Source organism: Leptothrix ochracea L12, assembly GCF_000262525.1.
Genome location: NZ_JH660670.1, coordinates 43,170 through 61,266 on the forward strand (window position 1 = coordinate 43,170; position 18,097 = coordinate 61,266).

The following is an 18,097-nucleotide window of genomic DNA, read 5'->3' on the forward strand; positions in this document are numbered from 1 at the left end:
CTTGCAGCGTGCTGTTGCCGGGTTCGACTGACTGGCAAACCTTTGGTCCCGGCCAGAAGTTTGATGTGCCGGGCAATGCCAGCTTCCAGATCAAGGTGGAAGGCGTCCCGTATCACTACATCTGCCATTTCGGCCAGTAAAAAAACAGCCAGCGCAATGCATCTTGCGCTGGCTGTTCCGGATTGATTCAGCCGAGTAGCTGATATTGGCTGCTCAATTCATAGGGTATGCAATCGGAGGATTGATAGGGATTGCATGCCTCCATGTTAGATCGGATCAATCGGTGTGCATGATGGTTTAAAACAGCTTCGTGATGATTTTATCGACGGGTTGTCTTTTCCATGCGACGGCTATTTATGGCATTCAGGTTCGGTTTATGGGGTTGATTTTTGGCATCAATTTGTCTAGGACAAATTGTGATGAGTTTTCGGATGAACTCAATTTAAAGATCGAACCATATCGATGGCTTCCTCAATGCGATCGACGGCATGGATGGTGATGCCGTCAATGGGTTTTTTCGGTGCATTGGCGCGCGGCACCACGGCCGTTGAAAAACCGAGCTTGGCCGCTTCACGCAAGCGTTCTTGACCCCGGGGTGCCGGGCGGACTTCACCCGCAAGGCCAACTTCACCAAAAGCCACAAAGCCTTGAGGGAGCGGCTTGCCGCGCAAGCTGCTTTGAATGGCCAGCAGCACGGCCAAATCGGCCGCAGGTTCGTTGATGCGTACCCCGCCGACCGCGTTCACAAAGACGTCTTGGTCGGCGCAGGACACCCCAGCGTGGCGATGCAGCACGGCCAGCAGCATGGCGAGTCGGTCGCGGTCCAGACCCACCGATAGCCGACGTGGACTCGGGCCGCCGCCATCCACCAACGCTTGGATCTCCACCAGCAATGGGCGCGTCCCTTCGAGGGTCACCAGCACACAAGCCCCGGGTACCGGGGTTGAATGGGTGGAAAGGAATATCGCGCTCGGGTTCGATACCCCTTTCAGCCCCCATTCAGTCATGGCAAAAACGCCAATCTCATTGACCGCGCCAAATCGATTTTTAAAAGCACGGACCAATCGGAAACTGGAATGGGTATCCCCTTCAAAATAAAGCACGGTATCGACAATATGTTCCAGCACCCGTGGCCCCGCCAGCGTACCTTCTTTGGTGACGTGCCCGACCAGCACCATGGTGCAGCCGCTGGCTTTGGCGGTACGGGTCAGTTGCGCGGCGCATTCACGCACTTGAGCGACTGAACCGGGGGCCGAGCTGAGTTGTTCCGAATAAAGGGTCTGAATGGAGTCGATCACGCAAAAGGCTGGCTGCTCCACCTCGATGGTGGCCAGAATCCGCTCCAAACCGATTTCGGCCACCACCCGCACGTGGGTGCCTGCAAGGCCGAGTCGGTGGGCGCGTAGCGCGACTTGGGCGCCGGATTCTTCGCCGGTGACATAGAGCACTTTCATTCGGCTGGAAAGCGCATCCACCGCTTGCAAAAGCAAGGTGCTCTTGCCGATACCGGGGTCGCCGCCAATCAGGATCACTCCGCCTTCGACAATGCCGCCGCCCAGCACCCGGTCCAGTTCCGGCAAGCTTGTGGGGGTGCGTGACACATCCCCTGCGGCCAACTCGCTCAAGGTGGCCACAGGTTGGCTGCGGGTCAGGGCTTGAAAGCGATTTTTGACGGAGCCCGCTGGCGGTTCCGCCAAGCCTTCTTCCAAGGTGTTCCAGGCTCGGCAATGGGGGCACTGCCCCAGCCACTTCGGATTCGTGCCACCGCACTCGCGGCAGGTGTAGAGGGTTTTTTCGCGGGCCATGGGGGGCACGTTACCTCAATCCACCGCCGTCGTTTAATCGCTGACCCGTCCGCGCAGCGTCTTGATCTCACCGCGTTGGGTCTTGCCGGTCAGGCGGCGGACTTTTGAGCCATGGGTCGGGCGGGTGGCCTTGCGGGGGCGATCGACGTGAGCGGCTTGATCGACCAAGGCTTGCAAGCGATGGAGGGCATCGGCCCGGTTCATCTCTAGGCTGCGGTGTTCCTGTGCCTTGATGACGATCACACCTTCTTGGGTGATGCGCTGATCAGACCATGCCAAGAGGCGAGCTTTGAGCTCAGGGGGCAGGCTGGAGGCATGGATGTCGAAGCGCAGATGGACGGCGTTCGACACCTTGTTGACATTTTGGCCACCCGCGCCTTGGGCGCGGATGGCGGTGATGTGCACTTCGTGCGGCAGGATCTTGGCGTGGGTCATGCCGCAACATCGACATCCGTGATGGCGTCTTTTAGCCGCGCACCGGGCCAGACATGCGACGCAGCGATCCCAAACCGTGACGCAGCGCCCCAACGATGTGCAGCACCAAGAGGCCAAAGAGCAGGTTGGCCATCAGTTCGTGACCTTCTTCCAAGGCTGTGTGCAGGCCTTTGTTCTCGGTCAGTGGGCTGGCCAGTTGAAGCAGACCAAAGATGTTGATGGGCTTGCCGCCCGTCCAGACAATCAAGGGGCCGCTGAAAAGCAGGGCTGTCAGCGCGAACAGCAGACCGATATGCGCACCGCGCTCAAGCAGCAACTGCCAGCCGACGGTGGACAAAGGTCGGGGGGACAGGCCTGCGCGGTTTTGTTTGACGCGCCACAGGATGCGGGCGATCAGCAAGAGCCACACGCTGGCGCCTAGGCTGATGTGCAAAGCCTTCATCGAGGCGCGGAACTCGCTACCGCGTGCGGCTTCGTCGAACGTGATACCGACGGCCAGCATGGTGATCACGAGCAGGGCCCCACCCCAATGGGCAAGGCGTGACAGTCGGCCATACAGGTTCGGTGTGTCTTGCAAGGGAAGAGACGACATGGTGTGGTGGATGTTGAACGTCGAAAAATAGAGCGAATCGTGGCGGGCATTATCCGTCGATACGCACAGGGACACGGCGCGAAAGGGCACACATCAACTCGTAGCCAATCGTGCCTGCTGCGTGCGCGACTTCGTCGATGGGTAAGTGGCTTTGGTGCGGCCCTTGGCCCCAGAGGGTCACGGGGCTGCCGATTTCAGCGTTGTGGCCTGCGGCTCGGATGGGCTCCAGATCGACAGCGAGCATATCCATGGAGACGCGGCCCACGAGCCGGGTCCGTACACCATCGACAAGGATCGGTGTGCCGTGTTGGTTGTCCACCGCCGCGTGACGTGGGTAACCATCGGCATAGCCACAGGCAACGATGCCGATGCGCATGGCCTGGGGCGCGGTGTACAGGCTGCCGTAGCCGACCGTGTCACCGGCTTGGAGCTGTTGGGTGGCGACCAAACGGCTATGCAGCGACATGGCGGGTCGCAAGGACCAGTGCGCGGCGCTGTGGTCGGGATAGTCAGGCGTTGCACCATAAAGGGCCACCCCGGCCCGCACCCAATCGGCAGCCACGCTCAGCGGTTCGCTACCTGCGGCAGGGTGCGTTTCCAAGGGACGATGGGCATGACGCAAGAGCGCGGCGCTGTTGGCCAAACTGCGATGACCCGGGAGGTCAGCGGTGGTTTGGGCAAAAACCGCCAATTGATGGGCAATGCCGTCTCGGCCCAAGCGCAGCGCGTCAGCATCCGAGAAGTGGGTCATGAGCCCGATGTCGTCCACTTGGGCCAAAGCGTTCAGGCGACTCCAAGCGGTACGAAAAGCCGGTGCTGAAAATCCCAGCCGGTTCATGCCGCTGTTCATTTTCAAAAAGACCTGATGGGGCAGGGTGGTTTTGTGGGTCGCGAGCCAGTCGATTTGTTCTTCACAGTGAATGGCGTGCCAGAGATTCAGGCGTGAACACAACTCCAGATCGCGGGGTTCGAAACAGCCTTCGAGCAACAGCACCGGGCCGCGCCAACCCAGAGCCCGAACACGTTCGGCTTCTTCGAGATCAAGCAGGGCCAGTCCGTCTGCACCTTGAAGACCGGCATAGACGCGCTCGATGCCGTGCCCGTAGGCATCCGCTTTCACCACGGCCCAAAGACGGGCATCGCCGGTATGGCGGCGAATGATGCGCAGGTTGTGTTTGAGGGCCGAGGGGTGAATAAGGGCTTCAATGGGGCGTGGCATGTGCTAATTTTGCCAGTCACGGAGAGCTTGTTTGGTGCGGCAGCAAGGGGCCGTGCTATAAACCGGCCGCGTTGCGCCATCTCTACCGCCGAATGAAAAAAGGTTTCTACACCATCATGTCAGCGCAGTTCTTCAGCTCGCTGGCAGACAACGCCTTGTTTGTCGCGGCGGTTGAGCTGCTTAAGACTTCGGGCGCCGAAGAGTGGCAGCGCGCTGCCTTGGTGCCGATGTTCGCCTTGTTCTATGTGATCTTGGCACCGTTTGTGGGCGCTTTCGCCGATGCGGTGCCCAAAGGGCGGGTGATGCTGTATTCAAATGGCATCAAGGTGATTGGCTGCCTGACGATGCTCTTTGGCACGCATCCGCTGGCGGCTTACGCCATCGTGGGCCTCGGAGCTGCAGCCTATTCGCCTGCCAAATACGGCATCTTGACGGAATTGCTGCCGCCGTCACAGTTGGTCAAGGCCAATGGTTGGATTGAAGGGTTGACCATCACATCCATCATTTTGGGTGTGCTGCTGGGCGGGCAGTTGATTGGGCCGCACATGGCGCCTTACCTGTTGGCACTCGATCTGCCAGGGTTCGATACCGGTGTGGATACGCCGCCCGAGGCGGCGATTGCGTCCATCGTGCTGCTCTATGTGCTCGCGGCACTCTTCAACCTCTACATCCCACGTACGGATGTGCCTTTGGAGCCATTGCCGCATCGTCTTTTGGCCCTGTTGCCGGATTTCATGTCTTGCAACCGTCGGTTGTGGCGTGATCGTCTAGGACAGATTTCTTTGGCCACGACCACCCTGTTCTGGGGCGTCAGTGGCAATTTGCGTTACATCGTTTTGGCGTGGGCTGCCGCCGCTCTGGGCTACACCACCACGCAAGCCTCGTCGTTGGTGGGTGTGGTGGCCGTCGGCACAGCGGTTGGCGCTGTGATGGCCTCGATGATGATGCGGCTTGACCATGCGCCCAAGGTGATCCCGCTGGGGATCACGATGGGGTTGCTGGTGGTGCTTATGAATGGCATCAGCAACGTCTGGGTGGCCATACCGTTTTTGATCGTTTTGGGTGGTTTAGGTGGCTTTTTGGTGGTGCCCATGAATGCCTTGCTGCAACACCGTGGGCACAACCTCATGGGGGCTGGGCGCTCCATCGCTGTTCAGAACTTCAATGAGCAAACCTGCATCCTTGCTTTGGGCGCGCTCTACGCCGCATTCACCCGCTGGGGCATGACGGCCTTCGTTGCCATCACGATCTTTGGGGTGTTGGTGACCGGCATGATGTTGTTGATTGGACTCTGGCATCGACGCAATGTGCGTCGCTATCCGATCGAGGTGGAGCATTTGCTGACCATCGCTCGCTCAGATCGACACTGATCATTGCAAGCGACGTCCCGGTCTGTGCCGGGGGAGTTCGATCAAGTCGGGGTGCACTTGGGCGTGGGTGTCACTGTGGCGATCGATCAATTGATCCAGCACCCGTTTGACGCGCAAGGCATCGATGGGTCGGGGCAGATACGCCAAGGCGTTGCCAAAACCACGCGCACGACCAATGCAGATGCAATCGCTGGCTCGGCCCGCTGCTTGAACTGCGTTCAGCGCTTTGGGCAAATCGGTATCGACAAGGATCAATTCACTCGATCGCATGGATCGCACTAAACGGTAGCTGGTGTGACCGGGTTGGCTCGATGTGGTGAGTCGGAAATAGGTCACCAAGGTCTCCAGCTCAAAGCGGCTGAATCCAATGATGGCGACTTGATGGGTGCGGGGCATGATGTGCAAAAGTGGTTCGTGCACCATTCTTGGTGCCTCGCGAATTTGACGTCAATCAAGCTGAGACCCTTGAAGAGGGGGGGCTTGGTGGGCCTGCGTTTAAAGCGTGCATTCCTTCCGATGCACTCTCGTGCGTTTCGGGTTTTGAGCCACAGCGATGAGGATGCGAATGGGCTTTCATGATTTCGTTGTCACAACCTTGGATGAGACTGATTTGGCCTTGGCCACGCTACACAACAAGGTGGTGTTGGTGGTCAATACCGCCAGTGCCTGTGGGTTTACGCCGCAATTGGCGGCCTTGCAGGCTCTCTGGCACAGTCGGCGAGACCAAGGGTTGGTGGTGTTGGGTTTTCCGTGCAACCAGTTCGGTGGACAGGAGCCGGGCTCGGCCATCGAGATTGCCGATTTCTGTACACAGCGCTACAGCGTTGACTTTCCCCTGATGGCCAAAGTCGATGTCAATGGATCGCGAGCTGCGCCATTGTTTGTCTGGCTCAAGGCCCAAGCCCCGGGATGGCTGGGAACCCAAGCCATCAAATGGAACTTCACCAAGTTCCTCGTTGGTCGAGACGGGCGGGTTCTCGGGCGTTATGCGCCCCATACGCGACCGGAACAATTGCGCTTGGATGTGGATCGAGCCTTGTTGCAGGGGCAATAATTCCCGCCTCTTTGGTGCGAGGACTTTCCCATGTTTGAACATGTCGATCCCTATGCGGGTGACCCGATCCTGACTCTGAATGAGAACTTTCAGAAGGATCCACGGGCAGACAAGATCAATCTTTCGATTGGCATCTACTTTGATGATCACGGGCGGGTGCCGGTGATGTCGGCTGTGCGTCAGGCTGAGTCCGGCTTGTTGGCGCAGATCGGCCCCAAATCCTACTTGCCGATGGTCGGTCTTGCGGCGTATCGCACAGCGGTCCAGACCCTGGTGTTTGGGCTCGATCATCCTGCGGTGCTTGATGGTCGTATTGTGACGATCCAGACCTTGGGTGGATCGGGTGCTTTGCGCGTGGGCGCTGACTTTCTAAAAGCGTATTTCCCCGATTCAACCGTGTGGATCAGTGATCCGAGTTGGGATAACCACCGTGCGATGTTTGAGGGTGCAGGCTTCCCGGTCCAGACATATCCGTATTACGACCCGGTCAGTGGTGGCGTAGCTTTTGAGGCGATGCTCGCCACTTTGGCGCATTTACCTGCTCGGGCCATTGTTTTGTTGCACGCCTGTTGCCATAACCCGACCGGTGTTGATTTGACTCGTGCGCAGTGGGATGCCGTGATCGCGGTCTTGGCTGAGCGTGGGTTGATTCCTTTCGTGGATATGGCTTATCAAGGCTTTGGAGATGGCGTGGAGGAGGATGCCTACGCTGTGCGTGCTTTGGCGGATGCCGGTGTTCCGGCATTCATCGCCAATTCGTTCTCGAAGAATTTTTCGCTGTACGGTGAACGCTGCGGTGGCTTGTCGGTGATCACGCCAACGCGTCCTGAGGCTGACCGCGTTTTGGGGCAGTTGCAAGTGGCAGTGCGTAAAAACTATTCCAGTCCGCCCATGCATGGAGCGCATCTGGTGGCCTCAGTGTTAAACACGCCTGTGTTGCGTCAGATGTGGCAAGAAGAGTTGGACGGCATGCGTCAGCGCATCCGCGAGATGCGTGAGCAATTGGTGAGCATTTTGGCGACCGGTTTGCCGGGGCGTGATCTGTCCTATTTCTTGGCGCAACGTGGGATGTTCAGCTACACCGGTTTGAGTGCCGGGCAGGCGGACTGTCTGCGCGAAGAGCACGGTGTGTACATCTTGCGTTCAGGACGGCTTTGTGTGGCGGGCCTTAATTCGCACAACATTGAATCCTCAGCCCAGGCCTTGCTGGCCGTGATGTCCTGATCAAAGGGGGGTACCCCCTTGATGGGCTTGAATATCACTCAATCATGATATTGACCTCGCGGTTGACCTGTGCGATCAACCCAAAGTTTTCTTAATCAACCATTCACTTTTCTTGCGCCGTGCTATCGGGTATTTATGGATATACATCCTGTACCCCGTGTAAGAAAATTGAAGGGTGTCAGCTTGAATCTTAATAAATTTAATAAAGTTGTTGCGTTGAAATAGGGCGCGGCAAGTTAGATTTTTCAGTTGATGGCTGACGGTTGGTGGTTCTGCACTCAGTGAGTGCGGCGTTTATTCGAAAACTTTTTGGGTCACAGGTAATGATGGATTGTCTACGCCTGCTATGTCTCGTGACGGGTATCCTGTTTGGTGGGCAGGTACTGGCGGAGCCATTTGTTTCTGGTGGTGCTATCGGCTCCCAAACCAGTGATGGGTTTGGAAATTTGGGCCCGGTTGTCGAGCAGCCGATTGAATTTCCGCATGATACGCATGCGGGTACGATGGGTATCAATTGCCTGTATTGCCATAGTTATGGCAGGCGCAGTGCTGTTGCGGGTATCCCTCGGCTCAATAAATGTATTGGCTGTCACCAGGGTATACCGTCTGTCGCTGAGAAGCCGAGAATTAAAAAGCTCATGGAATATTGGGAGAAGAAAGAGGCCATTCCATGGAAAAAAGTCCATGATTTGCCCGACTTTGTTCGTTTCAATCATGAGCGACATGTGCAGCGTTTCTATGTGAAGCAGGATCGTCCCATCAAGGAAGCTTGTGGGTACTGCCATGGGGATGTTTCTTCCATGACGGTGGCTCGCCGAGTCAAGTCACTGACCATGGGGTGGTGTGTCAGTTGCCATGAAAAAGAACACAAGGACGATGCGATCGGCCAAAAGGCTGGATCCAATGGGCCGGGTGATTGCTGGGCTTGTCATAAGTGATTGCGAGCCACTTTTGGTGTATGGAGAAGTGAATGACCAGCGACGCAAAGTTTGTGAATCGTAGAGACCTATTGAAGGTTCTTGGCTTGGGCGGTACCGCCTTGGCTGTGACGGGATGTGGCAATACGTCCATCGAGTCGGGTGCTGAATTGGTTCAGTCCAGTGTTCAGCCTGAGGATTTCGTTGTTCCAGGCGTTGGTGTTTATTACGCATCGACCTGCACGCAGTGCAGTTCCGGTTGCGGAGTGATGGGCCGAGTGCGGGAAGGTCGGGTTCTGAAGCTTGAAGGTAGCCGCAGTTCCGTGATCAATGCGGGCAAGATCTGCGGCCTCGGTCAGGCTGCGGTTCAGGCGCATTACCACCCAGATCGGCTGACGGTGCCGATGGTCCGTGAGGGCAATGCCCTCAAAGAAACGACATGGGAAAAAGCCATGGCGTTGCTGACCGAGAAATTGGGGCCTGCCAGCAAGTTGAGTGGTGAGCAGGTGGCCTTCATGACGGGGGATGTCAGCGGTCATCAAAAGGCGTTGCTGCGCAACTTCATGGATTCGTTCGAGTCCGGCGGTCGCCACGTGGTCTACGAGGCGTTGTCGTCAACCGTGGCTGCCGCTGTCCACAAGAAGATGTTCGGTGTTGAGCAGCCGCTGGTTCATCTCGACAAGGCCAAGATGGTGTTGTCGTTTGGCAATGACTTCATGGGCACGGGTGTTTCGCCGGTGCACTTTGCGGGGCAATACGCTAAATTCAGGAAACCGGATCGGGGTACGCTGGTTCAAATTGAGCCCAAGATGACCTTGACGGGTGCGAATGCGGATCGTTGGGTGCCGATCATTCCAGGAACCGAAGGTGTGATGGCGCTGGGCATTGCCCGTGAGTTGATGCACCACAAAGAGTACGAGCACACCGTTCCGGCTGAAATCCATGAATTGATCAAACCGTACACCCCGGAATTCGTCAGTCGCACCACAGGCGTGCCGGCCCACATGGTGGCTCATGTGGCCTCGCTGCTCTGGGAGAAAGCGCCAAGCGTCGTGCTGGCCGGAGCTTCGGCCGAAGGGCATGCCCACGGCTCGGAAAATGTCGCGGCCATCATGTTGCTCAACGTCATTCTTGACAACATGGGCAAGACCTTGGAGCGGCCAGGTACCAGCCCGTTCCCGCAGTTGGCACCGGTTTCTGGTAGCACGGCGGCCCTGATGGACTTCAACAAAGTCATGGCCGCAGGCAAGTGCCAGGCGCTGCTGATTCACGATACGAACCCGGTTTACAGCGCCCCGGATTTCATGCGCTTTGCTGAAAACCTGAGAAAAGTGCCTTTCAAGGTGGCCCTAGCGCAGCAAATTGATGAAACCGCTGCTGAATGCGATCTGGTGCTGCCGCTACTTTCTTCCATGGAAGACTTTGGAACGCACGTGGCCAGCTACCAACCGCATGGTGTTCAGATCGGTATGCAGCAACCTTTGATGGAAAAGCTGCACAAGGACACTCGCTCTTTGGGCGATGTCTTGCTTGATCTGCTCAAGCTGAGAAAAGCGGATGCTTACAAGAGCTATCCCGATTACTTCGCCTATCTCAAGAGCTCCGTGGTGCAAGCCAAGTCAGCGTTCAAGGACGCTGCGGCCGATACCGAAACCTTCTGGGATGCAGCGCTCAGTGCCGGTGTGTTGCATGTTGATGTGCCTGCCTCGCCGCTTAGCGTGCAAGTCAAGGCGGCGATGGTGAAGCAGCCTGATGTTTTCTTGGAAGAGGCTTCGTTCCCGTTCCATTTGATGCCTAGCGTCCGGGGTAATTTCCGCGACGGTGCTCATGCCAATCTGCCTTGGATGCAAGAGTCTCCCGACTCACTCACCACCGTGGTTTGGGATTCATGGGTTGAGGTGCATCCTAAGACTGCGGAAGCCTTGCACATCGATGAAGGCGATATTCTAGAAGTTCAATCAGCCAACGGATTGATTCGCGCCAAAGCCTATTTGTTCCCTGGGATCCATCCGAAAGTCATTTCTATTCCGATCGGACAGGGTCATGAAAATATGGGGCGTTATGCAAGCCATGTGGGTGTCAATCCTTTGAAGATCATCAATCCTATTTTTGATCAACAAACAGGTGAATTGGCTCTGAATGCAACCCGTGTGATGATTCGCAAGACCCGTACGCACGAAAAGTTTGCCAAGGATGAGGGTGCAGCGAATACACAGCATGGCCGCAAGTTAGTGGCCACGATCGCTGCGGATAAGGTTGATCTTGCGCACGAGGTGAATAATGTCAATCACTAATCTGCTTAAAAACTGGAGTTCCTACCGGACGGCCCGTCCGGTTCAGGATCAGTATAAAGACAGTGACTATAAGTGGGGCATGGTTATTGACTTGGATACATGCATTGGTTGCAGCGCTTGCACCACTGCTTGTTACGCTGAGAATAACTTACCGGTGGTTGGGAAAGAGAATTTCAGTCGTGGTCAAGCCATGCACTGGATTCGCATTGAGCGCTACTGGGGTGAAGGCAAACAAATGGATAAGGAGTTCCCAGAGCAGGGGGCTCAGTTCTTGCCGATGATGTGTCAGCAGTGCGAAGCCGCACCGTGTGAAACCGTCTGCCCAGTGGGGGCCACCCACCATACGCTGGATGGGTTGAACTCTCAGGTTTACAACCGCTGCATCGGCTCGCGTTACTGCTCAGCCAATTGTCCGTACAAGGTGCGGTATTTCAACTGGTTTGACTATCCGAAGTCGGGTGCATGGCCGCAGCCCATGGAGCAGCAGTTGAATCCAGACGTGACGGTCCGGAGCAAGGGCGTCATGGAAAAGTGCACTTTCTGTGTTCAGCGTTTGACCGAAGCAAAGAGTCAAGCGAAATCGGAAGGGCGGAAGGTCTATGACGGTGAAGTGCTGACTGCGTGCGCGCAAGCCTGTCCGACATCGGCCATTCACTTTGGCAATATGGCAGATCCTGAGTCGGATGTGGCCAAGATCTGGCGTAAGCAACAGGTCAATATCGCCAGTGATAAGCAGGAAAAAGAAGAAGGCGTACGTGGGTATCGTATTTTCGAAGAGCTCCGGACGTATCCTTCTGTGGTTTATCTGGAACGGATTCGTGATTCTGCAGCTTGAGATGCCGGTCACAATGGCAATCAGCGAATGGCTTATCAGCACTGGGGCAAAACATAATGGCTGACAAGATGAATATGTCGCACGACGACGAAGTTCTGATTGAACGACGTTTCGTACGCAAGGACAAGGATATCAATGAAGATATCGCTTGGGCCAAGATCAATAAAGATGTTCTCAAGAGTATGGATCGTCCTCGGGCGGCCTACTGGGTAATCTTTGCTGTGTCATTTTTGGTTTTTATGGTGGGCGTGGTTTGTGCCTACTACCAATATGAAACCGGGCTTGGCGTTGCGAACCTGAGAAATCCGCAGGTTTGGGGCCTATATATTTCAACCTTTATTTTCTGGATTGGCATGAGCCATTCCGGAACGTTGTTGTCAGCCATTCTCCACTTGATGCATGCTGACTGGCGCAAGCCAATCTATCGCTTTGCAGAAGCAATGACAACGTTCTCGCTGATGACAGCGGGTTTGTTCGTCATGATTCACTTGGGGCGCTTGTGGGAGTTTTACTACGTCATTCCGTATCCGAATGAACGTTGGACTTGGCCGAACTTTGCTTCACCGCTGGTTTGGGATGGTATTGCTATCAGTACCTACCTGACATCGTCGATCGTCTTTCTGTACTTTGGGATGATTCCTGACTTGGCGATTTGTCGAGATCGTGCCACGGGTTTCCGTAAGACCTTCTATCGCTTGCTTTCCCTTGGATGGATGGGAACGGATCGTCAGTGGGCCAATTTTCGTGTGACCTACTTGACCATCGCGTGCTTCTTGATTCCGTTGGCGGTGTCGGTGCATTCCATCGTGGCCACTGACTTTGCTGTTTCCATCCAGCCTGGCTGGCATGTGACATCGTTCCCGCCCTATTTTGTGGCGGGTGCCTTGTACTCAGGATGTGCGGCCATCATCACGCTGTTCATCATTCTGCGTTACGTGTTCCGCTTCGAGGAATACATGACGAAGCCGATCTTGGACAAGATTTGCAAACTGACTTTTGCGATCGCCATGGTCTGGACTTACCTGAACTTGATCGAATACGCTTCGGTCTGGTACGGTGATAATGAATATGCCAAGGAAACCCTGATTTATCGTGCGACGGGGCCCTATGCACCTTATTGGTGGGCGATGAATTTCTTGGGTTCGATTGTGCCGCTGACCTTGGCTTTCAAGTCGCTGCGCGGCCATATGACCACCATGATGATCGTCTCGATTCTTCTGAATCTGGGGATGTGGTTAGAGCGTTTCATGATCGTGACGCCGACGTTCTCCCATGGGCATCATCCTTGGACATGGTCGGATGACTGGATGCCAAACTGGATTCAGTTCGCGATCGTGATCGGTAGCTTTGGCTGGTTCAACATGCTGTTCATGTTGTTCTGCAAGATATTCCCGACGATTTCCATGTACGAAGTCAAAGAGATGGTCTATCACCGCTCTGAGGCAACGCGCCAAACAAACAAGCAGGCTGATCAGACGGCTGCCTGATCGTCATGAAGGTTATCCAAGTACGTTGGATGGAGGAATAACGAATGGCCAAAGCACATACGCTCGGACTTTTCGATAATTTTGATGAAGCAGCTCAGGTCATTGAAACATTGAAGTCGTCCAGTATTGACGGATTCAGCATCGATGATGTTGTGCTCAAGTCTCCGATTGAGCATCAAGAGTTGGCGGAGTCTCTGGGGCATCGCCCTGTGTATGTTCAGTTGTACACACTGATTGGTGCGGTTTTGGGAGCGGGGCTTGGCTTCTTGTTCATCGCTTCGTCGCAGGCGAGTTTTCTCCTGCAGTATCGGGGCGGGAAGCCGGTGATTCCACTGCCGCCCAACTTTGTGTTGACCTATGAGTTCTTCATTCTGTGTGGTGTGCTCATGACGGTGGTGGGCTGTTTCATTGCTTGGAAGCTTCCGGGCAACCGCAGTCCGCTGTACAACGCCAGCGTGTCCGAAGACAAGATTGGTATTTTGGTGAAGGCAGAACCGGCGGCCATCCAAGAAGTGAATGCGATCTTCCATCGCTTCCACGCCGCCGAAGTCATTGGGGAGCAGGCAGCATGATGTGCTTGAAAAACTGTGTGGCCGCGATGGCCCTGGTGATCGCGCCAGCTGTGAGTTTTGCTTGGCCGTGGAATAACGACATGGCCAATCAAATCAGCGTGAAGCCCCAGGAGGGCCCAGAAGCTGTGCGTCAGTACCCGCAGCATTCTGTCCCTGCGGCTGGAACACGAACGGTTCGTGTGGCTGATATGGATGCCGCCAATAAAATGGTCAATCCAAATCGAGCGACGCCGGCGTCGATTGCCAATGGGAAACGCATGTACCAGATTTACTGCGAAACCTGTCATGGCGCTTCGGGCCAAGGCGATGGTCCTGTCGGTGCAAAGCTGGTTCTCAAGCCGTACGATCTGACCGCAGATAAAGTACAAAAAGAACTGCCAGAGGGGTATATCTTTGGTTATGTGACTCTTGGTGGCGCCATCATGCCTTCTTATGCCAATGATTTGTATCCCAGTGAACGTTGGGATTTGATCAACTACATTCGGCATGCCTTGAAGAGTGAAAAGCCTGTCGCCGTCGGGGTCAAGTAATACGATTACCAACCGTATCGTACGAAACATCCCCCATTACATAGAACGCAAGTAGCGCACAGCGTCGTGTTACTTGTAAAGGAGCAACTGAGTGATTCCGTTTGCTAGCTGGTCAGTTTTGACGGTCGACTTCTTGATCGTCCTCCATCTTGCGCTGGCAGGTGTCTCCCTGGCTGCCTTGTTGCATCTAGTGAGCGCCAAATGGCGTTTTGAAGTCCGGTTTTTGAGCGTATCTTTCTTCTCGCTCTATCCCCTCGCATTTGTCCTCTTGCTTGTCCTTTTGTTTGGTGGGCATATGACCTTCCCGTGGACAAATATTCATGAGGACTTGCCGCGATGGAATAACTTGGGCTTCTTGGCCGCTCGTGAAATCCTCGGCTTTTTGTTGGTTGGAGTCGTGTATGGGCTCTTTATCAAACTACAAGCCAGATCAGCGCGCTCCCCGGATGACATGGTGAATTTCAGAAATATCGCCATTTGCATTCCCTTTGTGCATGTCTTGTTCTGCACCATGGTGGCGTGGGACTTTGAGATGACGCTGAAGCCCTTTTGGGAAAGTCCCATCTATGCCCTGTACCACTTCGTGAGCATGTTTGGCATGTTCTTGGCTGTTTTTGTGGTGGTGGTGGCTGCGCTTCGTCGGTCGCATAAATTGGCAAAACCGATGGGAGATCATATTCCCAACTATTTTGCACAAATGCTTTTGGCCTTCACGATTCTGTGGGTGTACTTCTTCTTCTCTCAATACCTTGTTCTTTGGTATGGGAATCTTGCGGAAGAAACGGACCGATTTTTCCAGATGCAGGATGGTCCGTACAGCGTTCTCTTTTGGTCATTCTTTGTTTTGAAGTTTGTAATACCTTTCCCCGTCTTGGTTTTCCCTTCATGCCGTCACAATGTCAAGGTGATTGTTGCGATGGCGGCTTCGATCATTCTGGGAACTTGGATTGAACGGTATACATGGATCTCTGGAACTTATCCGAGCGAACATATGCCCATGACATCCCTGTTTGATGTCGTTGTGACAGCCATTGTTTTTGGTGTTGGTTTTGTGATCGTGCGTTCGGCCATGCGCCGCTGTAACCTGATCACATAAAACACATGGTGTATTGAGCGAACCATTTCACGGTTGTTCTTCGGCTCCTAAGTTTCGACTTGGGAGCCGTTTTTTTATCATCATCTCTTTACTGCTTGTGCATACTCAGACATGCAAGTGGCTTGCTATTTGTGGACGTGATGGCGTGGCTGTTGCTCATCCGCAGAGAGCGACGGGCCCGTGCAGCTGTCATCTTGGTGTGGGGTAGCCGTGTTGCAATACGATAAAATCAGCGTTTACCCTTGATCTCGGCGAGAGAACTCTCCCGAGTTGACTCACCACTTCTGAGGAATTCCATGAGTGACCAGCGAATCGACCAGTCTAAACGGACATGGCTGATTGCATCGAGCTGTGCAGGTGTTGTCGGTGGTTTTGCCACGACGGTCCCCCTAGTCAACACCATGATGCCATCTGAGCGGGCCCGCGCAGCCGGCGCTCCTGTAGAAGTGGATATCAGCAACTTACAACCGGGTGAAAAGCTCACCGTTGAATGGCGCGGTAAACCCGTCTGGATTGTGCGGCGTACGCCCGAGCAATTGGCGAGCCTCAAAGCGATTGAACCTCAGTTGGTCGATCCAAATTCGGTACGAGATCAATACCCCACGCCGTCGTACGCAAAGAATCCAGCGCGCGCCATCAAGCCGGAATTCTTTGTGGCTATTGGGGTCTGTACGCACTTGGGGTGCTCGCCTGGTGACAAGTTCAAAGTGGGGCCTCAGCCATCGTTGCCGGATGACTGGCAGGGTGGTTTTCTCTGCCCTTGTCACGGTTCAACCTTCGATCTCGCTGGGCGCGTGTTCAAGAACAAGCCCGCTCCCGACAACCTTGAGGTTCCCCCTCACATGTACTTGTCGGATACACGGCTCTTGATCGGCGACGACAAGGCCGCTTGAGAACACACGCGTCACACACGTACACACCGAGAATTTCATGGCTGACTTCAAACAAGCTCCCGAAGGCGCATCCCTAGGCGTCAAAATGATGACATGGGTGGACAACCGGTTTCCAGCCACCAAGCTCTATAAAGAGCACTTGTCTGAGTACTACGCGCCGAAGAACTTCAATTTTTGGTACTTCTTCGGCTCCTTGGCGATGCTTGTTCTGGTCATCCAGATCATTTCTGGCATCGTCTTGGCCATGAATTACAAGCCAGACGCCGCTCTGGCTTTTGCCTCCGTTGAATACATCATGCGCGACGTGCCTGGGGGCTGGTTCGTGCGCTACATGCACTCCACCGGCGCCTCGGCATTCTTTGTGGTGGTTTATCTCCACATGTTCCGTGGCTTGCTTTACGGTTCTTATCGTCAACCGCGTGAATTGATCTGGATCTTCGGTTGCATGATCTTTTTGGCCTTGATGGCCGAAGCGTTCATGGGTTACCTGCTGCCATGGGGTCAAATGTCCTACTGGGGTGCGCAGGTGATTGTGAATCTCTTCTCGGCATTTCCCGTCATTGGCCCAGATCTGGCACTGCTGATTCGTGGTGACTATGTGATTGGCGATGCCACCTTAAATCGCTTTTTGTATTCCACATCGTGGCCTTGCCTTTTGTGTTGGTCGGCTTGGTAGCGGCGCATATCTTGGCATTGCATGAAGTGGGATCAAACAATCCGGATGGGATCGAAATCAAAGCCAAGAAGGACGACAGGGGTATTCCGCTCGATGGGATTCCCTTCCACCCGTACTACACCGTGCATGACGCTCTTGGCGTGGCGGTTTTCTTGATTATTTTCTTTGCCGTGCTGTTCTTTGTGCCGGAGGGTTGGGGTTACCTGCTGGAAGCGAATAACTTCATTCCAGCTGATCCGATGAAGACACCGTTGCACATTGCACCCGTTTGGTACTTCACCCCCTTCTATTCGATGCTGCGTGCGACCACCGATGTGATGGTCAATATGCTGCTGGTGGTGGTGAGTTTGGGCGCTGCCGTGGCCATTCTCAAGGGGGGATTCGACAAGCAGGGCAAGATCGCCATTGTCGTGGGGGCACTTGTGATGCTCGCGCTTCTGAAGTTTCTCGAAGCTAAGTTGTGGGGTGTGGCTGTGATGTACGCCTCTGTGCTGATCATGTTCTTCATGCCTTGGCTGGATCGCAGTCCGGCGAAGTCGATTCGCTATCGCCCGACTTTCCACAGAGTGTTTTTGATCGTCTTTGTGATCGTTTTTGTCGTCTTGGGATATCTCGGGATCAAGCCGCCTTCAGACATCGGCACATTGATTTCTCAGATCGGAACCTTCTACTACTTCGGATTTTTCCTGCTGATGCCATGGTGGAGTCAGATGGGCAAATTCAAGCCGGTCCCGGATCGCGTGACCTTCCACGCCCATTGATGGCTGTTGACAATCACGGAGCACGATGAAATGAAAAAGCTGATTGCCAACCTGCTTGCGAGCCTTGCAACCTGTCTGGTTTTGCTTGGAACTGCTCAGGCCTCAGGGGGCGCTATCCATTTGGATAAGTTCCCCGAAGAAAAGTCGCAGGACACCCAAGCCCTCCAGCGTGGTGCCAAGATGTTCGTCAACTACTGCCTGAATTGCCATGCAGCGGCTTTCATGCGCTACAACCGGATGCACGACATCGGGTTGACGGATGCAGACATCAAGAAAAACCTGATGGAGGACGATCAAGAAGTCGACCGTCAAAACTGACCAGCTAGCAAACGGAATC

The 18,097-nt window shown here is 54.8% G+C and carries 17 protein-coding genes and 2 pseudogenes; 14 read left to right on the plus strand and 5 right to left on the minus strand.

Annotated elements, in window-relative coordinates:
* Positions 1 to 8 precede the first annotated feature (8 nt).
* Positions 9 to 140, plus strand: coding sequence for a pyrimidine/purine nucleoside phosphorylase (locus tag LEPOCDRAFT_RS02615; RefSeq protein WP_083834353.1), 132 nt, complete (start codon positions 9 to 11; stop codon positions 138 to 140).
* 297 nt (positions 141 to 437) lie between these two features.
* Here LEPOCDRAFT_RS02615 and radA read toward each other — a convergent pair whose 3' ends face one another.
* The 4 genes from radA to alr are packed head-to-tail and all read right to left on the minus strand — an operon-like array spanning position 438 to position 4,051.
* Positions 438 to 1,805 carry a DNA repair protein RadA gene (radA, locus tag LEPOCDRAFT_RS00510; protein ID WP_009453211.1) on the minus strand — a complete coding sequence of 456 codons (1,368 nt, stop codon included), beginning with the start codon at positions 1,803 to 1,805 and terminating at the stop codon, positions 438 to 440.
* Between the two features lie 33 nt (positions 1,806 to 1,838).
* Positions 1,839 to 2,240: an alternative ribosome rescue aminoacyl-tRNA hydrolase ArfB gene (arfB, locus tag LEPOCDRAFT_RS00515; RefSeq protein ID WP_009453212.1), complete on the minus strand. Its 402-nt coding sequence runs from the start codon at positions 2,238 to 2,240 to the stop codon at positions 1,839 to 1,841.
* A gap of 31 nt (positions 2,241 to 2,271) precedes the next feature.
* Positions 2,272 to 2,832 (minus strand): cytochrome b, encoded by a 561-nt coding sequence (locus LEPOCDRAFT_RS00520; RefSeq protein WP_009453213.1) that lies wholly within the window; start codon positions 2,830 to 2,832, stop codon positions 2,272 to 2,274.
* Positions 2,833 to 2,881: 49 nt separating this feature from the next.
* The gene (gene alr, locus LEPOCDRAFT_RS00525; RefSeq protein ID WP_009453214.1) at positions 2,882 to 4,051 is read right to left on the minus strand and encodes an alanine racemase; all 1,170 of its coding nucleotides are present in this window, start codon (positions 4,049 to 4,051) and stop codon (positions 2,882 to 2,884) included.
* A gap of 92 nt (positions 4,052 to 4,143) precedes the next feature.
* On the opposite strand from alr, the gene lplT reads away from it, so the two are divergent.
* The gene (gene lplT / locus LEPOCDRAFT_RS00530) at positions 4,144 to 5,421 is read left to right on the plus strand and encodes a lysophospholipid transporter LplT (protein ID WP_009453215.1); all 1,278 of its coding nucleotides are present in this window, start codon (positions 4,144 to 4,146) and stop codon (positions 5,419 to 5,421) included.
* On the opposite strand, the gene LEPOCDRAFT_RS00535 is transcribed toward lplT, so the two are convergent.
* Positions 5,422 to 5,817, minus strand: coding sequence for a hypothetical protein (locus LEPOCDRAFT_RS00535; protein WP_156793922.1), 396 nt, complete (start codon positions 5,815 to 5,817; stop codon positions 5,422 to 5,424).
* A gap of 169 nt (positions 5,818 to 5,986) precedes the next feature.
* Between LEPOCDRAFT_RS00535 and LEPOCDRAFT_RS00540 the strand changes: the two genes are divergently transcribed.
* The 12 genes and pseudogenes from LEPOCDRAFT_RS00540 to LEPOCDRAFT_RS00595 form a co-directional block, all read left to right on the plus strand.
* Positions 5,987 to 6,475: a glutathione peroxidase gene (locus LEPOCDRAFT_RS00540; protein ID WP_009453217.1), complete on the plus strand. Its 489-nt coding sequence runs from the start codon at positions 5,987 to 5,989 to the stop codon at positions 6,473 to 6,475.
* Between the two features lie 30 nt (positions 6,476 to 6,505).
* Positions 6,506 to 7,699, plus strand: a complete 1,194-nt coding sequence (locus tag LEPOCDRAFT_RS00545; protein WP_009453218.1) for an amino acid aminotransferase — start codon at positions 6,506 to 6,508, stop codon at positions 7,697 to 7,699.
* A 326-nt stretch (positions 7,700 to 8,025) separates the two neighbouring features.
* Positions 8,026 to 8,637, plus strand: coding sequence for a cytochrome c3 family protein (locus LEPOCDRAFT_RS02620; RefSeq protein ID WP_216579390.1), 612 nt, complete (start codon positions 8,026 to 8,028; stop codon positions 8,635 to 8,637).
* A gap of 32 nt (positions 8,638 to 8,669) precedes the next feature.
* A complete protein-coding gene (locus LEPOCDRAFT_RS00555; RefSeq protein ID WP_009453220.1) occupies positions 8,670 to 10,910 on the plus strand; it encodes a molybdopterin-containing oxidoreductase family protein in 2,241 nt (746 codons plus the stop codon).
* Positions 10,897 to 11,745, plus strand: coding sequence for a 4Fe-4S dicluster domain-containing protein (locus tag LEPOCDRAFT_RS00560; RefSeq protein ID WP_009453221.1), 849 nt, complete (start codon positions 10,897 to 10,899; stop codon positions 11,743 to 11,745). The genes LEPOCDRAFT_RS00555 and LEPOCDRAFT_RS00560 overlap by 14 nt, the downstream gene beginning before the upstream one ends.
* A 74-nt stretch (positions 11,746 to 11,819) precedes the next feature.
* Complete coding sequence (nrfD, locus tag LEPOCDRAFT_RS00565; protein ID WP_052306343.1) at positions 11,820 to 13,232, plus strand: NrfD/PsrC family molybdoenzyme membrane anchor subunit; 1,413 nt, start codon at positions 11,820 to 11,822, stop codon at positions 13,230 to 13,232.
* 44 nt (positions 13,233 to 13,276) lie between these two features.
* Positions 13,277 to 13,804 carry a quinol:electron acceptor oxidoreductase subunit ActD gene (locus LEPOCDRAFT_RS00570; protein ID WP_009453223.1) on the plus strand — a complete coding sequence of 176 codons (528 nt, stop codon included), beginning with the start codon at positions 13,277 to 13,279 and terminating at the stop codon, positions 13,802 to 13,804.
* The gene (locus tag LEPOCDRAFT_RS00575; protein ID WP_009453224.1) at positions 13,801 to 14,334 is read left to right on the plus strand and encodes a c-type cytochrome; all 534 of its coding nucleotides are present in this window, start codon (positions 13,801 to 13,803) and stop codon (positions 14,332 to 14,334) included. The genes LEPOCDRAFT_RS00570 and LEPOCDRAFT_RS00575 overlap by 4 nt, the downstream gene beginning before the upstream one ends.
* Positions 14,335 to 14,452: 118 nt before the next feature.
* Positions 14,453 to 15,430 (plus strand): hypothetical protein, encoded by a 978-nt coding sequence (locus tag LEPOCDRAFT_RS00580; RefSeq protein WP_216579391.1) that lies wholly within the window; start codon positions 14,453 to 14,455, stop codon positions 15,428 to 15,430.
* A 296-nt stretch (positions 15,431 to 15,726) separates the two neighbouring features.
* Positions 15,727 to 16,323 carry a ubiquinol-cytochrome c reductase iron-sulfur subunit gene (gene petA / locus LEPOCDRAFT_RS00585; protein WP_009453226.1) on the plus strand — a complete coding sequence of 199 codons (597 nt, stop codon included), beginning with the start codon at positions 15,727 to 15,729 and terminating at the stop codon, positions 16,321 to 16,323.
* Positions 16,324 to 16,360: 37 nt separating this feature from the next.
* A pseudogene (locus LEPOCDRAFT_RS00590) lies at positions 16,361 to 17,760 on the plus strand (cytochrome b).
* A gap of 30 nt (positions 17,761 to 17,790) precedes the next feature.
* Positions 17,791 to 18,045: pseudogene (locus tag LEPOCDRAFT_RS00595) on the plus strand (cytochrome c1); the annotation flags it as partial.
* Positions 18,046 to 18,097: the final 52 nt, after the last annotated feature.

Bases quoted from the DNA above. Each gene is read 5' to 3' on its own strand.
- radA (WP_009453211.1), bottom strand. From the start codon at position 1,805: ATGGCCCGCGAAAAAACCCTCTACACCTGCCGCGAGTGCGGTGGCACG.
- arfB (WP_009453212.1), bottom strand. From the start codon at position 2,240: ATGACCCACGCCAAGATCCTGCCGCACGAAGTGCACATCACCGCCATC.
- LEPOCDRAFT_RS00520 (WP_009453213.1), bottom strand. From the start codon at position 2,832: ATGTCGTCTCTTCCCTTGCAAGACACACCGAACCTGTATGGCCGACTG.
- alr (WP_009453214.1), bottom strand. From the start codon at position 4,051: ATGCCACGCCCCATTGAAGCCCTTATTCACCCCTCGGCCCTCAAACAC.
- lplT (WP_009453215.1), top strand. From the start codon at position 4,144: ATGAAAAAAGGTTTCTACACCATCATGTCAGCGCAGTTCTTCAGCTCG.
- LEPOCDRAFT_RS00535 (WP_156793922.1), bottom strand. From the start codon at position 5,817: ATGCCCCGCACCCATCAAGTCGCCATCATTGGATTCAGCCGCTTTGAG.
- LEPOCDRAFT_RS00540 (WP_009453217.1), top strand. From the start codon at position 5,987: ATGGGCTTTCATGATTTCGTTGTCACAACCTTGGATGAGACTGATTTG.
- LEPOCDRAFT_RS00545 (WP_009453218.1), top strand. From the start codon at position 6,506: ATGTTTGAACATGTCGATCCCTATGCGGGTGACCCGATCCTGACTCTG.
- LEPOCDRAFT_RS02620 (WP_216579390.1), top strand. From the start codon at position 8,026: ATGGATTGTCTACGCCTGCTATGTCTCGTGACGGGTATCCTGTTTGGT.
- LEPOCDRAFT_RS00555 (WP_009453220.1), top strand. From the start codon at position 8,670: ATGACCAGCGACGCAAAGTTTGTGAATCGTAGAGACCTATTGAAGGTT.
- LEPOCDRAFT_RS00560 (WP_009453221.1), top strand. From the start codon at position 10,897: ATGTCAATCACTAATCTGCTTAAAAACTGGAGTTCCTACCGGACGGCC.
- nrfD (WP_052306343.1), top strand. From the start codon at position 11,820: ATGTCGCACGACGACGAAGTTCTGATTGAACGACGTTTCGTACGCAAG.
- LEPOCDRAFT_RS00570 (WP_009453223.1), top strand. From the start codon at position 13,277: ATGGCCAAAGCACATACGCTCGGACTTTTCGATAATTTTGATGAAGCA.
- LEPOCDRAFT_RS00575 (WP_009453224.1), top strand. From the start codon at position 13,801: ATGATGTGCTTGAAAAACTGTGTGGCCGCGATGGCCCTGGTGATCGCG.
- petA (WP_009453226.1), top strand. From the start codon at position 15,727: ATGAGTGACCAGCGAATCGACCAGTCTAAACGGACATGGCTGATTGCA.